The organism is Sphingomonas sp. UV9, from assembly GCF_004101245.1.
Lineage (GTDB): Bacteria > Pseudomonadota > Alphaproteobacteria > Sphingomonadales > Sphingomonadaceae > Sphingomonas.
The window spans coordinates 638,784-654,776 of the sequence record NZ_SCIN01000001.1; the positions used below are offsets into that span (position 1 = coordinate 638,784).

Annotated in this window: 13 protein-coding genes; 5 read left to right on the forward strand and 8 right to left on the reverse strand. The window is 66.7% G+C overall.

Features of this window, described 5'->3' with window-relative positions; translation table 11 throughout:
• Window positions 1-3: 3 nt before the first annotated feature.
• Window positions 4-1,677 carry an amidohydrolase gene (locus EQZ23_RS02630; protein WP_128453558.1) on the reverse strand — a complete coding sequence of 558 codons (1,674 nt, stop codon included), beginning with the start codon at window positions 1,675-1,677 and terminating at the stop codon, window positions 4-6.
• 8 nt (window positions 1,678-1,685) lie between these two features.
• Window positions 1,686-2,540: an NAD(P)-dependent oxidoreductase gene (locus EQZ23_RS02635; protein ID WP_128452899.1), complete on the reverse strand. Its 855-nt coding sequence runs from the start codon at window positions 2,538-2,540 to the stop codon at window positions 1,686-1,688.
• A 56-nt stretch (window positions 2,541-2,596) separates the two neighbouring features.
• On the opposite strand from EQZ23_RS02635, the gene EQZ23_RS02640 reads away from it, so the two are divergent.
• Both EQZ23_RS02640 and EQZ23_RS02645 read left to right on the forward strand, forming a co-directional pair.
• The gene (locus EQZ23_RS02640) at window positions 2,597-3,856 is read left to right on the forward strand and encodes a threonine ammonia-lyase (RefSeq protein WP_128452900.1); all 1,260 of its coding nucleotides are present in this window, start codon (window positions 2,597-2,599) and stop codon (window positions 3,854-3,856) included.
• A 141-nt stretch (window positions 3,857-3,997) separates the two neighbouring features.
• A complete protein-coding gene (locus tag EQZ23_RS02645; protein WP_128452901.1) occupies window positions 3,998-4,774 on the forward strand; it encodes an arginyltransferase in 777 nt (258 codons plus the stop codon).
• Between the two features lie 76 nt (window positions 4,775-4,850).
• Here EQZ23_RS02645 and EQZ23_RS02650 read toward each other — a convergent pair whose 3' ends face one another.
• The 4 genes from EQZ23_RS02650 to EQZ23_RS02665 form a co-directional block, all read right to left on the reverse strand.
• The gene (locus EQZ23_RS02650; RefSeq protein ID WP_128452902.1) at window positions 4,851-5,660 is read right to left on the reverse strand and encodes a transglutaminase family protein; all 810 of its coding nucleotides are present in this window, start codon (window positions 5,658-5,660) and stop codon (window positions 4,851-4,853) included.
• Window positions 5,660-6,595: an alpha-E domain-containing protein gene (locus EQZ23_RS02655; RefSeq protein ID WP_128452903.1), complete on the reverse strand. Its 936-nt coding sequence runs from the start codon at window positions 6,593-6,595 to the stop codon at window positions 5,660-5,662. Before EQZ23_RS02655 ends, EQZ23_RS02650 begins: the two co-directional genes overlap by 1 nt.
• The gene (locus EQZ23_RS02660; RefSeq protein WP_128452904.1) at window positions 6,595-8,121 is read right to left on the reverse strand and encodes a circularly permuted type 2 ATP-grasp protein; all 1,527 of its coding nucleotides are present in this window, start codon (window positions 8,119-8,121) and stop codon (window positions 6,595-6,597) included. The genes EQZ23_RS02655 and EQZ23_RS02660 overlap by 1 nt, the downstream gene beginning before the upstream one ends.
• A 75-nt stretch (window positions 8,122-8,196) precedes the next feature.
• The gene (locus tag EQZ23_RS02665; protein ID WP_128452905.1) at window positions 8,197-10,236 is read right to left on the reverse strand and encodes a protein-disulfide reductase DsbD domain-containing protein; all 2,040 of its coding nucleotides are present in this window, start codon (window positions 10,234-10,236) and stop codon (window positions 8,197-8,199) included.
• 109 nt (window positions 10,237-10,345) lie between these two features.
• Here EQZ23_RS02665 and EQZ23_RS02670 point away from each other — a divergent pair, with 109 nt between their 5' ends.
• Window positions 10,346-11,986: an alkaline phosphatase family protein gene (locus EQZ23_RS02670; protein ID WP_128453559.1), complete on the forward strand. Its 1,641-nt coding sequence runs from the start codon at window positions 10,346-10,348 to the stop codon at window positions 11,984-11,986.
• 109 nt (window positions 11,987-12,095) lie between these two features.
• Here the strand turns inward: EQZ23_RS02670 and EQZ23_RS02675 are convergent, their stop codons facing one another.
• Window positions 12,096-13,016: a right-handed parallel beta-helix repeat-containing protein gene (locus tag EQZ23_RS02675; protein WP_128452906.1), complete on the reverse strand. Its 921-nt coding sequence runs from the start codon at window positions 13,014-13,016 to the stop codon at window positions 12,096-12,098.
• A gap of 244 nt (window positions 13,017-13,260) precedes the next feature.
• On the opposite strand from EQZ23_RS02675, the gene EQZ23_RS02680 reads away from it, so the two are divergent.
• Window positions 13,261-14,469 carry a cation:proton antiporter gene (locus EQZ23_RS02680; RefSeq protein ID WP_128452907.1) on the forward strand — a complete coding sequence of 403 codons (1,209 nt, stop codon included), beginning with the start codon at window positions 13,261-13,263 and terminating at the stop codon, window positions 14,467-14,469.
• A 143-nt stretch (window positions 14,470-14,612) separates the two neighbouring features.
• On the opposite strand, the gene pspF is transcribed toward EQZ23_RS02680, so the two are convergent.
• Window positions 14,613-15,650, reverse strand: a complete 1,038-nt coding sequence (gene pspF / locus EQZ23_RS02685) for a phage shock protein operon transcriptional activator (RefSeq protein ID WP_128452908.1) — start codon at window positions 15,648-15,650, stop codon at window positions 14,613-14,615.
• 172 nt (window positions 15,651-15,822) lie between these two features.
• Here pspF and EQZ23_RS19720 point away from each other — a divergent pair, with 172 nt between their 5' ends.
• Window positions 15,823-15,966: a hypothetical protein gene (locus tag EQZ23_RS19720; protein ID WP_164913365.1), complete on the forward strand. Its 144-nt coding sequence runs from the start codon at window positions 15,823-15,825 to the stop codon at window positions 15,964-15,966.
• Window positions 15,967-15,993 lie beyond the last annotated feature (27 nt).

Consider the following 15,993-nt stretch of genomic DNA (forward strand, 5'->3'; position numbering starts at 1 on the left):
CGGTTACTTGCGCACCCAGACCTTCTCGCCGCCGATCCACGTCTCCTGCACGACGGTGGCGCGCAGGTCGGTCGGCGACGCCATCGTCGGATCACGGTCGACGATGATGAAGTCCGCACGCTGCCCCGGCGCGAGTGCACCGAATTGCTTCTCGGCAAACCCGGCATACGCGGCCGCACCCGTCATCGCCCACCACGCCTGTTCGCGCGTGACCAGTTCCTGCGGCTGCCACCCGCCCTGCGGTTGCCCCTCGGCATCCTGCCGCGTGAACGCTGCCGCCCAGGTCGCGAACGGATCGGGCTTCTCGACCGGGAAGTCCGTGCCGAACGCAAGCTTCGCGCCGTTGGTCAGCATCGATTTCCAAGCGTAGGCGCCCGCCAGCCGGTTCGGCCCGAGCCGCGCCTCGGCCATCGTCCGGTCGCTGGTCGCATGCGTCGGCTGCATCGAGGCGATCGTGCCGAACTTGCCGAACCGCGGCAGGTCGACCGGATCGACGACCTGCGCATGCTCGATCCGCCAGCGGCGATCACCGGTATAGGTCTCGCTCTCGACCTGGATCGCGTCGAGCACCATCTGGTTGGCCTTGTCGCCGATCGCATGGACCGCGACCTGATAGCCGTCCATCGCCGCCCGGCTCATCTGGTTCTGGAGCTGGTCGTCGGTCACGAAACCGAGCCCCGACTGGCCGGGCGCATCGGCATAGGGCTTCAACAGCCACGCGCCGCGCGAACCGAGCGCGCCGTCGGCGTACAGCTTCACGCCGCCCATCCGCAGGCGGTCGTTGTACAGCCACGGCGTCGGCCCCTTGCCGCCGATCCGGCTCGCGGTCTCGACGCCCAGCGCATAGCTCATGATCCGGACACGAAGCCCGCCGATATCCGCCATCCGGCGATAGGTCAGCCAGTCGTCGAGCGTGGTGCCCATGTCGGCGACCGCGGTGACGCCGTAGCGCAGCAGGATGCTCTGCGCGGTCAGGAAGGCGGCATCGCGCTCCTTGGGGAGCGGCTGCGGGACGACCTTCTCGATCAACGCCTGCGCGCCATCGACGAACACGCCCGCGGGCGCGCCGCCGGTCTTCTCGATGCGACCACCTGCCGGAGATACGGTCGCGCCGGTGACGCCGGCCTCGCGCATGGCCTCGCGGTTCGCCCAACCGGCATGACCGTCGGCACGCGACAGCCAGATCGGGTGCCCGCCCGATACCGAGTCGAGATCAGCGGCGGTCGGGAAGCGACCCAGCCCCCAGGCCTCCTGGTTCCAGCCGCGCCCGATCACCCACTTCCGGTCGGGATTGGCGGCGACATACGCCGCGATCCTCGATTTCGCCTCTTCGAGCGACTTGGTCATCGACAGGTCGAGCGAGAGCGCGCCGAAACCCATCTCGATCACATGGCCATGCGCATCGACAAAGCCCGGCAGCACCGTCTTGCCGCCCATGTCGATCCGCCAGTCGTACAGCGGCTTGCCGGCGTTCTTCTTCAATTCCTTGCGGCTGAGCTTGGGCGCTTCCTCGCCGGGCGGCACGAGCCGCGTGACGCGACCGTCCTTGTCGATCAGGATCGCCTTGAAGTGGATCACGCGACCGCCATCGGCGACGGTGATCCCGTTGACGTTGTCGACGATTCCGTCGGCCAGTGCGGGGGTCGAGAGCAGCGCGATCGCGGCTGCGGAAAGCATCAGACGCATCACTTCGGCAATCTCCGTACCAGCGCGCTCGTATCCTGGCGCGCGCCACCCATCGCCTGCACATCGGCGTAGAATTGATCCACCAGCGCGGCGACCGGCAGCACCGCACCGTTGCGCCGCGCCTCGTCCAGCGCCAGCCCGAGATCCTTGCGCATCCAGTCGACCGCGAACCCGAAGTCGAACTCCTCCTTCGCCATCGTCGGCCAGCGATTGACCATCTGCCAGCTCTGCGCCGCGCCGCCCGAGATCGCCTCGAGCACCTTGTCGAGATCGAGCCCCGCCACCTGCGCAAACCGGATCGCTTCGGCGACCCCCTGGATCACCCCGGCGATCGCGATCTGGTTGCACATCTTGGTGGTCTGGCCAGCGCCGGCCTCGCCGACATGGACGATCCGCGCCGCATAGGCCTGCATGAACGGTTCGGCCTTCGCCATCGCCTCGGCCGAGCCGCCGCACATGATCGAGAGCTTGCCGTTCTCCGCGCCCGCCTGGCCGCCCGATACCGGCGCGTCGACCACCAAGGCCCGCTCGCCGGCCAACCGCCGCGCGATCGAGGCGGAAACGGTGGTGTGATCGACGAACACCGCGTCGTCGCGTATCGCCGCGAACGCACCGTCCTCGCCTAAAGTGACCAGGGCCAGATCGTCGTCATTCCCGACGCACGCGAACACCGCCTCGGCATCCTTGGCCGCCGCGGCCGGCGTGTCCGCGACCGAGCCGCCATATTTATCGGCCCACGCCAACGCCTTGGCCTGCGTCCGGTTATAGACCGTGACGTCGTGCCCTGCCGCGACGAGATGCCCCGCCATCGGCGCGCCCATGACGCCGGTTCCGATGAATGCCAGTTTTGCCATAGCCCCGCGCATAAGCGGTGTTCCCCCGTTGCGCCAGATGGTCTAGCGGGGCGATCATGGCTACCCAGGCTGCCGTAGCGGCGCTCACCCTTCCCGTGTCTCTCGACGACGTCCACGCCGCGCATGCACGCATTCGCGAGTCGATCGTCCGCACGCCGACGCTGATCAGCCGCACGCTCAGCCAGATGACCGGCGCCACGGTGTATCTGAAGTTCGAGAACCTCCAGTTTACCGCGGCGTACAAGGAACGCGGCGCGCTCAACACGCTGTTGCAACTGTCGCCGGAAGCCTGTGCGAAGGGGGTCATCGCCGCCTCGGCCGGCAATCATGCGCAAGGCCTCGCCTTTCACGCCAACCGGCTCGGCATTCCCGCGACGATCGTGATGCCGATCAACACGCCCACCGTGAAGGTCATGCAGACCGAAGGCCACGGCGCCAACGTCGTGTTGCACGGCGAGACGTTCGACGCGGCCTATGCGCATGCCCGGATCCTCGAGGGCGAGTGCGGCTTCACCTTCGTCCACCCGTTCGACGACCCGCGCGTCATCGCCGGCCAGGGTACGGTCGCGATCGAGATGCTCGAAGACGTGCCGCAGATCGACACGCTGGTGATCCCGATCGGCGGCGGCGGCCTGATCTCGGGCATGTCGACGGTCGCGAAGGCCACAAGCCAGCAGCCCGGCGGGCACCCGATCGAGATCGTCGGGGTCCAGGCCGAGCTGTTCCCGTCAATGTACAACCGCATCAACGGCACGGACATGCCATGTGCGGGCGATACGCTCGCCGAGGGCATCGCGGTCAAGGAGCCGGGCGCGATCACGTCGAAGATCGTCGCCAGCCTGGTCGACGAGATCCTGCTGGTCAGCGAACGCAGCCTCGAGGAATCGGTCAGCCTGCTGCTCCAGATCGAGAAGACCGTGGTCGAGGGGGCCGGTGCCGCAGGGCTCGCCGCATTACTCTCGCACCCGGGGCGGTTCGCGGGAAAGACCGTCGGCATCGTGCTGTGCGGCGGCAATATCGACACGCGCCTGCTTGCCAACGTGCTGCTCCGCGATCTCGCACGCTCGGGCCGTCTCGCACGGCTGCGCATCCGCTTGCAGGACAAGCCCGGCGCGCTGTTCCACGTCGCGCGCATCTTCGACCAGGAGCGCGTCAACATCATCGAGATCTATCACCAGCGCGTCTTCACGACGCTGCCGGCGAAAGGCCTGATCACCGACATCGAATGCGAACTTCGCGACCGCGCGCATCTCGACCGGCTGGTGGGCGCACTCCGCGCCGGTGGGTATGAGACGTCGACCGTCGAACTCGCCTGATCATCAGGGCTATAATCCTGGCGGCGCGGTAATTTACGCCGTTAACGCTGTATCGTGGTAAACCCGCTTTTCAGTAGCGTGTGATACGACCATATGTCGAAAACGCGGCTCCCCGCGCCTGCCTGAAGGACATTTGGTTCGGTGACTGCGCCTTTTCGTTTTCCGCGCTTCTTCGTCACGAGTCCGTCCCCGTGCCCCTATCTGCCGGGCCGGCAGGAGCGCAAGGTGTTCACCGAACTGACCGGGCCGCATGCCGGCGAGCTGAACGACGCGCTCGGGCGGATCGGCTTTCGTCGCAGCCAGGGCGTGGCGTATCGGCCGTCCTGCGCGGGTTGTACGGCCTGTGTGTCGGTCCGGATCGTCGCGGGCGAGTTCGTGCGCAATACGACGCAGCGCAAGTTGCTGCGACGGCACGGCGATATCGAGATCACCGCCTGCAAGGCCTGGGCCACGGACGAGCAGTTCCAGTTGCTCCGGCGCTATCTCGGCGCGCGCCATCCGGGCGGCGGCATGGCGGGCATGGACGAGGACGACTATGCCGACATGATCGAGCATTCGCCGGTCAATTCGCTGATCGTCGAATATCGCGAGCCCGGCGAGAACGGCGCGCAGGGGCGGCTGATCGGCGCGTGCCTGACCGACCGCCAGGCTGACGGGTTGTCGATGGTCTACAGCTTCTTCGCCGCCGACGATGCGAGCCGGCCGGGGCTCGGCAATTTCATCATCCTCGACCACATCCTCCGAGCGCGCGATGCCGGACTGCCGTTCGTCTATCTCGGCTATTGGGTGAAGGGCTCCCCGCGGATGGAGTACAAGACGCGGTACCGGCCGCTGGAGGTGTTGGGTCCGGCTGGATGGCGGCGGCTGACGGAGGCGGATCTGGTGACGCAAGCGGAACGCGTTGCGGCACTGGCGTAATCTGCTTCTTGTTCTCCCGTGAGGGCGGGAGCCCAGACTGGGTCTCCGCCTCCTCGGGGAAACAAATCCTCAGCGCTCAATCCTCGCGCTGCACCACGACATCGACGTCCAGCTCTTCGCCACCCTCGCCCAGCCGCGACCCCGCAACCGGGGCCGCTCCCGCTGCATCGAGCGCCATCGCCACGCGGACGTAATGCTCCTCGGGCGACATGCCGGTGCACGGGTCGAACCCGATCCACCCCAACCCGTCGACATACGCCTCGGCCCAGCCATGCGGCGTCGGGAAGTGGACGACCTCGTGATCATTGTGATGATAGCCCGACACGTATCGCGCCGGCGCCCCAAGCGACCGTGCGGCGACCGCGAACATCTGCGCCATGTCGCGCGGCGTCGCGGTCTCCTTGGTGAACGCGCCCGCTGCCGTCAGCCCCGGCGCCGGCCGCCCCGCATCGAACGTGAACCGCCCGTGAAACGCCCGGTTGAGGCGGTGCAGCGCCCCGACCCGATCACGTGCGCCGACCGCCGCGTCGGCCGCGAACGCGGCAATCGCCGGATCGAACGCGGTCGCCTCGGTCGAGCGCAGGTACAGCGCCGGCGGCAACGTCTCGTGCACGCCGTGGAGCACACCGTCCGAATGGCTGGTCAGCACCTCACCCTTTACTGTGATCTCGATCCCGTCGACCGGTCCTTCGGCGTACAGCATCGTTACCGCATTGCCGAAGCCGTCGCGCCCCGGCCGCAACCGCGCGTCGCAATCGACGTCGATCCGCCACGATGCGACCGTCTGGTCGTGCGTATTCTCGGGCGTCAGCCGTAGCATCTGCACCAGCCGGCCTTGTGGCTGGGTGAAGCGGTAGATCGTGTGATGATCGATCGACAGCCGCATTATTGAAACTTGAACTGGCGGCCGATCGCGCTGTGGAGCAGCGCATTTTCGGCAATGAAGGCTTGCAGATACTGATGCAGACCGGAAGCGATAACCTCGCCCGATCGCGTCTTGGCCATTCGCGATGCGCGCATCCGTGCCATCCTGTCCGCCTCCCCATGGTTGCCCGTGCGCTTTGCCAGCAGATTGAGCACGTCAACCGTTTCCTCGACCGACGCCGCCAGACTGCGCGGCAATTCCGCGCGCGCCAGCAGCAGGTCGATCACATCGGCAGGACGCAGCCCCTCATTGTACAGCCAGCGGTAGGCGGTAACGGCGGAGACGGTCTGGAGAATCGTCGTCCACTGGTCGCGGTCGATCGCACCGCCGAGCCGTTCGCCTTCGGGCAACAAGATATGGTATTTAACGTCGAGCAGCCGCGCCGTGTTGTCCGCGCGCTCGACCGCCTGGCCTAGCCGGATGAACCACGTCGTCTGGTTGCGCAGCATCCGGTGCACCGCGCCCTCGAACCCGCGCGTCTCCGTTTTCACCGCCTCGACCAGGTTCATCTGGTCGGTCGTGCCGCGCGGCGTCGTCCGGTTCTCGAACAACAGCCATGCGCGGTTGATCGCGGTCCATGCCTCGCGGGTCAGCGCGGTGCGGACCGCTTTGGCATTGTTACGCGCCATGTCGAGGCAGCGGACGATCGATCCGGGATGGCTCGAGTCGAGCGTCAGAAAGCGCACGACCTGGGTCTGGGTCATCTCCGCACCCAGCGCCGCGAACGGTTCCTCGGTCTCGGTGACGGCGAGCGCCGACGCCCAAGCCGCCTCTCCTGCCGGCTGCGACGAAAGCACGTCGAGACGAACGGTGGCCTCGACCAATCTGGCGATAAAGTCGGCACGCTCGAAATAGCGACCCAACCAATAGAGCGACGATGCGGTACGCGATAGCATCAGGTGTTCGCTCCTGGCGACGGCAGGATCGTACCCAGCGTTTGCGACATGCCGCCCATCGTCTGCGTCATCCCGCCCGCTCCCATCCGCTGCGACTGGTCCTTCATGAGGACGAAACTATCCTTGGTCCCGCCGCCCTGGCTGGAGTTGACCACCAACGACCCTTCCTTGAGCGCGACGCGGGTGAGGCCGCCGGGCACGACCTGCACGCCCTTCGACCCGCTCAGCACGAACGGACGAAAATCGACGTGGCGCGGGCTGAGTCCACCATCGGCCATCGTCGGCACGGTCGACAGCGCCAGCGTCGGCTGCGCGATGTAGCGATGCGGCTCGGCGATCAGCGCGGCGCGGAAATCCTCGATCTCCTGTTTCGACGCGGTCGGGCCAACGAGCATGCCGTAACCGCCCGATCCGTCGACCAACTTCACGACCACGTCTTCGAGATTATCGAGCACGTACTTCAACGCCTGCGGCTCGCGGCAACGCCACGTCTCGACGTTGCGCAACTTGCACTCGCCCCCTGAGTAGAACTTCACGATGTCGGGCATGTAGCTGTAGATCGCCTTGTCGTCGGCGATGCCATTGCCCGGCGCATTCATGATCGCGACGTTGCCGGCCGCATAGGCTGCGATCAGCCCCGGGACGCCGAGTGCTGAATCGGGGCGGAACACGAGCGGGTCGAGATAATCGTCGTCGATACGGCGATAGATGACGTCGACCCTCACACGCCCGGCGATCGTCCGCATCCATACGATATCGTCATCGACCACCAGATCGGCCGCCTCAACGAGTTCGATCCCCATCGAGTCGGCGAGGAAACTGTGCTCGTAATAAGCCGAGTTATAGTGGCCGGGTGTGAGAAGCACGCAGGTTGGGTTCGAACCCGTACCGTGCGGCGCGACCGACTTCATCGTCTCGAGCAGCAGATCCGGATAGCTGTCTACCGCCGCCACGCGAAATTCGCGGAACAGTTCGGGACACAGCCGGAGCATCGCCTCTCGGTTCTCGAGCATGTAGCTGACACCCGACGGTGTCCGCGCGTTGTCCTCGAGCACGAAGAAGTCGTCGGGGCCGGTGCGGACCAGATCGATACCGCAGATATGCGCCCAGACGCCGTGCGGCGGGCGGATACCCGCGATTTCGGGGCGGAACTGCGCGTTGCCGAGCACGAGATCCTCGGGGAGGATGCCCTCCTTCAGGATGCGACGCTCGCCATAGATGTCGTTGAGAAACGCGTTGATCGCGTCGACCCGCTGGACCAGCCCTTCGGACAGCCGCGTCCATTCGTCATGCAAGAAAACGCGCGGGACGATGTCGAACGGAATAATCCGCTCGGCCGCCTCGTTCTCGCCATAGACCGCGAAGGTGATGCCAAGCTGCCGAAACGTCGTCTCGGCGGCTTCCTGCCGGCGACGCAATTCGGCGTCGGGCGTGTCCTCGATCCACGTGCCGAGAGCGGCCAGTTCGGGACGGGCGGTCGTATCGCCCGGAGTCCCCATGATTTCGTCGAACGCTTGTTTCCCCATCGAAATGGTCAATCCCCCATCAAGCGTTGCGGTTCCATGCTGCAACGCTTCGCTGCGCTGCACAAGGCCGGAATGTCAGGCACCCAAGCCTTCGAGCAACCCCGGCGTCAGGACTTGGGGAAGCACGGTCGGCTCGGCGGCGCCGGGCGCATAATAGAGGTACAGCGGCACGCCCGCCCGGTTGTGGGCCTGGATGAAGCGGCCCATCACCGGGTCGCCGTCGGTCCAGTCGCCGATCAAGGCCGCGACCTTGTTCTTGGCGAACGCGTCGCGCACGCCGGCCGTGTCGATCGCTGCCTTCTCGTTGACCTTGCACGTCAGGCACCAGTCGGCGGTGAAGTACACGAACACGGGGCGCTTTTCGGCACGCAGCGACGCGAGCTTTGCTTCGGTGAACGCCTCATCGCCAGTCGTCGCAACCTTCGCCGACGCCGGCGGCGCCTGCGCGATCAGCACCGCGCTGCCGACGAACACGACGAGCAGCAGGGCCTGCGCAACGACGCCGAACGCCTTGCCCTTGCGCTGCCGCGAGCCGCCGACCCAGAGTACCGCGCCGATCGCCAGCACCGCGACCAGCGCGAGCGTCAGCGTGTCCACCCCGGTCTGGCGCCCGAGTACCCAGCCGAGCGCAATCGCGGTCAGGAACATCGGTACCGACAGGATATGGCGGAACGTCTCCATCCATACGCCGGGCTTCGGCAACCACCGCCGCCACGCGGGGATGAAGCCGATAGCCAAGAACGGCAGCGACAGCCCGATCCCCAGCCCACCGAACACGGCAAGCGCCGCCGGCCACGGCAGCACCAGCGCCGCACCGAGCGCCGCGCCCATGAACGGCCCGGTGCACGGCGTGGCGATGAACGCCGCCAGCGCACCGGTCGCGAAGGCACCACTCGCGCCGCTCTCGCCCGCAAAACGCGGGGTCGGGACCTCGAAAAGCCCAGCAAGGTTGAACGCGATCGCCGTGCTCAGAAGGAGCAGGACGACGATCGCCGCCGGATGCTGCAACTGGAATGCCCAGCCAACCGCGGAGCCACCGGCGCGCAGCGCGAGGATCGCCGCACCGAGCCCGAGGCATACCAGCACGACGCCCGCAGTATAGGCCAGCGCCTCGCCCCGCGCGTCCTTCTCGCTCGCACCGCCCCGCGCGAGACTGAGTGCCTTGAGGCTGAGGATCGGGAACACGCACGGCATGATGTTGAGGATCAGCCCGCCCAGAACCGCGCCTGCGAACGCGATCAGCGCGGTCAGCCAGATGCTTTCGCTGGATGGCGACGCCGATCCACTATCGGCCACCACGCCGGGCGTTGCCGAGACGCCGAGCCCCTGCCCCTCGCCGATCCGCAGCACGCCCTCGATCGGCCCGCCGGCCTTCGCATTAGCCGCGACCTTGGTCGTGATCGTCAGCCGATCGCCGTCGCGCGTCACGCTCTGCGCCGCGCCATTCTCGATCATGCCGGTCGTGACCGGGAAGAAATACGCCTTGTCGACCTTGGCACCCGCCGGGAACGGCACCGCGATCCGCATCATGCCGTTGCTCGCAGCGTAGGTCGCGCCGGCATCGAGCGGCTTGGGGATCGCCTGTCGCCACCCGGCGAACGCGGCGACCTGCGACGGGGTGCCGTCACCGATCGTCAGATCGAGCGAGAGCGCCTGTTCCTCGGGCACGCAGATCGTCGCCGAGCACACCAGATAGCTCGTCTTCAACCGGATCGGGAATTTCGTCCCCGCCGCCAGCCCCGCCGGGATCTGGATCGTCACGAGCGGCGCATAGGGCGCCTCGTAGACATAGTTCATGAGGCCGGCGATCAGCAGCGTCGTCGGCACCGGCCATTCGGGCTCGCCCGCCTTCGCGCCCGCCGGCAAGGTCCAGTCGAACGTCGCGGGGAATCCTGCATCGCCGGGATTGCGCCAATAGCCGTGCCAGCCCTTTTCGGGCGTCGTCGCCAGCGCGAGCGTCAGCGGCGCGCCGGCCTTGGGGGAATCGCTTTCCGCAACGAGGCGCATCGAGAGATGCTGACTCGATCCATTCAGCGATTCCGCCGAGGCCGGGTTTGCGATGGGCAGGCCAAATGCCAGCAACAGCGTCATAAAGACGCAACGTAAACTGCGCATGGCGATCCTTGTGTCGTTCATCGCCCGCAGCCATAGCCGGGCCGACGCCGCATTGCATCTCAAAGCCGCGCCGCCCGACGTTCGGCCGCCGCTTGGTAAAGGACTGTTCGTGAAAGCACTTATCGCCGCACTGCTTCTGAGCTCGGCCGCATCGGTATCCGCCCAGACGGCACCGGCGCCCGCTACGCCCCCCGTTGCAGCGCCGACGACTCCGCCGAAACTGATCGTCGCGATCTCGGTCGACCAGTTCGCCGCCGATCTGTTCCAGCAATATCGCAATCATTATACCGGCGGCTTCACCCGGCTGCTGAACGGCGCGGTGTTCCCGAGCGGCTATCAGAGCCATGCCGCGACCGAAACGTGCCCCGGCCACTCGACGATCCTGACCGGCATGCGGCCTGCGCATACCGGCATCATCGCCAACAACTGGATCGACCAGCGCGCCGGACGGCCCGACAAGATTGTCTATTGCTCGGAGGACGAGCGCGTCGCGGGCAGCACGCACGACAGCTACACCGTGTCGGACATGCATCTGAAGGTGCCGACGCTGGGCGAGATGATGAAGGCGCGCGATCCGCGGACGCGCTCGGTCTCGGTCGCGGGCAAGGATCGCGCGGCGGTGATGATGGGCGGCCACAAGGTCGACGAGCTCTGGTGGTGGGACGGCAAGACCTATGTCTCCTATGCGGGCCGCGCGGTGCCGCCGGCGGTGCAGCGCACGCGCGACGCGGTCGCCGCGCTGATCGCCAAGCCACAGGAAGCGCTGCCGCTGCCCGGCTATTGCGCGGGCGTGAACCATCCGATCGTGATCGCGGGCAAGACCTACGGCCAGGGCCGCTTCGAGCGCGCGGCGGGCGACGCCAAGGGCTTCCGCGTTTCGCCGGCGTCGGATGCGGCGGTGTTCGCGATGGCGGCGGCGCTTGTCCAGGACATGAAGCTCGGCAAGGGGCCGCAGACCGACATCATCGATATCGGCGCGTCGGCGACCGACTATATCGGCCACACCTACGGCACGCAGGGATCCGAGATGTGCATCCAGATGGCTGAGCTCGACAAGACGCTCGGCGATTTCTTCAACGTGATGGACGAGACCGGCGTCGACTACGAAGTCGTGCTGACCGCGGATCACGGCGCGCACGACGCGACCGAACGCCAGCAGCAGCGCGCGATGCCGATGGAGGCGCATATGGACGAGAATGTGCTCGCCAAGCAGGTCGGCACGGCCATCGCCAAGGATCTCGGGCTCTCGGGTAGCGTCCTGCTCGGGACCGAGGGCGACGTCTACATCGACGACACGCTGCCGGAAAAGACCCGCGCGAAAGTGCTTGCCGAGGCACTGCGCCGCTATCGCGCGCTGCCGCAGATCGCGGGTGCCTATTCGGCAGCCGAGATCATGGCAATGCCGATGGCCAAGAGCCCGCCCGAGACCTGGACGCTGATCGAGCGCGCCCGCGCGTCGTTCTATCCCGAGCGGTCGGGCCAACTGGTGGTGCTGCTCAAGCCGCGCGTGACGACGATCGTGTCGCCGGCGGGCGGCTATGTCGAGACACATGGCTCGCCGTGGGATTACGATCGCCGCGTGCCGATCCTGTTCTGGCGCAAGGGGATGTCGGGGTTCGAACAGCCATTGTCGGTGGAGACTGTGGATATCGTGCCGACCTTGGCGGCGACGATCGGGTTGCCGGTATCAGGACTGGACGGGCGGTGTCTCGACTTGGATCCAAGTACTGCGAGCACCTGTCCAAGCTGAGTTCGGGCCGCACTGTTCCGGAGAACACCCTTCCACCGTCATCCTGCGAACGCTGGGGGTGACGGCGGAAGGTAGGAACGCCGCTCGAACGCCGCCCCCCCCTTACCGATCACCGCGTCTCGAACGCCCTCAACCCAGCCCCAAGCCGGTTCGCGCCGATCGCCAGCTTGTCGTGGCTGTAATCCGCGACGAATGCGGGGCTGGTCGTATCACCCGGTGATAGCCGCGCATCGTTCGCCTCGATCCGCAATCCGGTAGAACGATACGTCTTTGCCTCAGCGGCGACGACGATCAGCCCGCTATGGTTCTCCTTGTGTGTCCCCTGCACGAACGTGTTGCGTGCGATCAGGCCGGTGCCGCCGTCGGACAGGTCGATCATGTAGTTGCTCTTGCGCCCGCCCGTATCGTCGAAGCTGTTGTCCGTGATCGTGACGACCGGGCTGCGCACCTTGACGTAATGCCCGCCGGTACCGCGCTCGAACCGCGAATTGGTCACCGTCACGTTGCCGTCGTTGGCGAGGTAGATCGCATGCGAACAGCCCGGCGACACGTCGCACTGGCCGAGCCCGGAAAAGGTCGAGCGATCGATCGTGATCCGCTTGGTCGTGGGTCCGCCGCCCAAAATACCTTCCTGGCTGTTCAGGAACATCGAGTTCGTCACCGCGAGGTTGCCCATCTCGATCCGGATCCCCGCGCCATTGCCGTCGCCGACGCTGTAGCCACGGAAGACGATGCCATCGACCGCCGAGCCGAGCCCGCGCAGGACGAACGCCGCCTTGCCCTCGCACGCGACGCTCTCGAAGATCGCGGTGCCCGGTTGCACCGCCTTGAACGTGATATGCCCGCCTGCCTGCACCGCGCATTGCCGGTAGGTGCCCGGCGCGATCAGAATCGTCGCCGTCCCCTGCTGGATCGACGACACCGCCTCCTGCAGCGAACTGAACCCGCGGCCGTTGACGGTGAAGGGCGCAGTGGTCTGTGCCAGCGACGGTACGGACAGCAGCGTCAGCGCAAGCAACGATCGTTTCATGATAAATCCCCTCGCGGTGTCGGTGCGTGCGCACCGCAGGCCCCGTGTCGCTTGCGAATACCATCGCTGGCCGGCGCTCCCAACGGTCCCCGGCACGGTGCCTGTCCCGGAATGGCGCAAGGGCGGCGGATCGATCACCCACTCCAGCCGGGCAGCATCGTATATTGCCGCATATCGCGGCGCGGCATAATACCGCTATCGCAACGAAGCCGGCGGGGGGACCGATCGGCGCCGGGGGGATCACATGCACGCCATGACGCCGACGGAGGTCTTCCTCCTTGCGATGCTCGTTATCTTCACGGTGCCGTATCTGGTGTGGCGGCTGGGGCGGACCGATTACTGGGCACCGCTAGTGGTAGTGCAGATCGTCGGCGGCATCCTGCTCGGGCCGGGCGTGCTCGGGGCGGCGTATCCCGCCTATTATGCGACGATCTTCACGCCAGCGACGATGGGATCGCTCAACGGCATCGCGTGGTGGGCGGTGATGATGTTCGTGTGGGTCGCCGGCATCGAACTCGACCTCGGCGAGGCATGGAAGCGGCGCGGCGAAACCGGCGTCACCGCAGGGCTAGCGCTAGCGGTTCCGCTGGTCGCCGGGAGCGTCGCCGCGGCGCTGATGTTGCGCTACCCCGGTTGGCGCGGACCGGACGGCGCGACGTGGCAGGTGGTGCTCGGCATCGGCATGGCCTGCGCCGTCACCGCGCTCCCCATCCTGGTGCTGTTCCTCGAAAAGCTCGACGTGCTGCGCGAGCCGATCGGCCAGCGCATTCTTCGCTATGCCAGCCTCGACGACATCGCGATCTGGGGCGTGCTCGCGCTGATCCTGCTCGATTGGGAGCGCGTCGGGCGGCAGGGCGGCTTCCTCGTCGGTTTCGCGATCGCAACGCTGTTTGTGCGCCGGTTGATGGCGCGGATCGAGGAGCGCGACCGCTGGTATGCGAGCCTCATCTGGCTGGCCGGATGCGGGTTCGCCGCGGACTGGGCGGGGCTGCACTTCATGGTCGGCGCGTTCCTGTCGGGTGCGGTGCTCGATGCGAAATGGTTCACGACCGCGAAAATGGACCAGTTTCGCCACTTCGTGCTGCTTGCGGTGATGCCGGTGTTCTTCCTGTCGACGGGGCTGAAGACGCAGTGGGCGGTCGGCGGGTTCGCCGTTTTCGGGGCTGCAGCGTTGCTGCTGGTCGCGTCGGTCGGCGGTAAGCTCGCGGGCGTTCACGCTGCCGGGCGGATCCTGAAGTGGCGTCCGGGCGAGGCGTCGGCGATCGGCTGGCTGCTCCAGACCAAGGCGCTGATCATGATCATCTTCGTCAACATCCTGCTGGATAAGAAGATCATCACCAACGAGACCTTCACCGCGCTGTTGTTGATGGCGCTGGCGAGCACGATGCTGACCGTGCCGATGGTCGCACCGAAGCTGAAGAAGCTGGCGGCGCTGCTCGGGAAGAGCGGCTGATCCCCCTCCCGCGATCCTCCCCCGCCAGGGGGAGGTGGCTGGCGCTTGCCAGACGGAGGGGGAGGATAGGTATTAACCGGTGTTCCGCGCCCTCCCCCTCCGTCGCCTTCGGCGCCACCTCCCCCTGGCGGGGGAGGATTGCCTCAACCTCCCGCGTTGAGCAGTTCGTGGCGCTTCAGGGCGTGGCGAAGTTGGTCGTAGCTCAGCCCCAGAGCCTCGGCCGTAGCGCGTTGGTTGAAGCGATGCTCGGCAAGCGCCCGCGACAGTAGGTCGCGTTCGAACCGCGACACACGCGACTTGAAGTCCGAAGGCCCCTCCTCGCACGCCACGACCGGATCCTCGCCGTCCTCGACCTCCACCACCGGGGGAGCAACCGCGGCCGGTTTCGGCGCCCCCGAAGCGCCCGGCCGATGCGGCGACTGGAACGGGTCGATCTCGATCGCGTCAATCGGCCCCGCCTGCTCCCAGCGATACACTGCGCGCTCGACGACGTTGCGCAGTTCGCGCACATTCCCTGGCCAGGAATACGCAATCAGCGCATCCATCGCGGCCGGCCCGAACCCTTCCCAGCGCTCGCGCCCAAGTTCGGAGGCCATCCGCCGGCCAAAATGCTCAGCCAGCACCACCACGTCCCCGGTCCGCGCGCGCAACGGCGGCAACGTCACCACCTCGAACGACAACCGGTCGAGCAGATCGGCGCGGAATTCGTGCCGCATCACCTTGTCGGGCAGATGCTCGTTGGTCGCCGCGACGATCCGCACGTCGACTCGCATCGGCCGCGACGAACCGATCCGGGTGATCTCGCCATACTCGACCGCGCGCAACAGCCGATCCTGCGCGGCCATCGACAGCGTGCCGAGTTCGTCGAGGAACAGCGTGCCGCCATCGGCCTCCTCGAACCGCCCGACCCGTGCCTTGGTCGCACCGGTGAAGGCGCCTGCCTCATGCCCGAACAGTTCCGCCTCGATCAGCGTCTCGGGCAGCGCCGCGCAGTTCATGATGACCAGCGCCTGGTCCCACCGCGGCGACAGGCGGTGGAGGCGCTCGGCGACCAGTTCCTTGCCCGTGCCGCGCTCGCCGATGACCAGCACCGGACGGTCCAAAGCCGCCGCCCGCGACGCGCGTTCGAGCGCTGCCATGAACGTGCCGGACTCGCCGATGACCTGTGTCGTTCGCTCCATGGCGAAGATGTGGCGCGAATTCCCAACTCTTGGCAAGCTTACGCCACCGCCCGAACACCCGAAATCGCGCAAATCGTTGCAATTACGCCATTCTCAAAACTGGCACGACAGATGCAGTGCTTGAGGCAACCCGCCGAATAGCGGAACCAACCAACCTCAAAGGGGACCCACCATGTTCAATACCAACATCGCCCGCACCGTCGCCGCAACCCTCTGCACCATCGTCGTCAGCGCGACCTGCGTGCTCGGCGCGGTCGGCCCCGCCATCGCAACCAATGCAGCCCCTATCGCGGCAACCACCGCAATCGTGGCATAAGACCCCGACGGGCTCACCGAGAGCCTC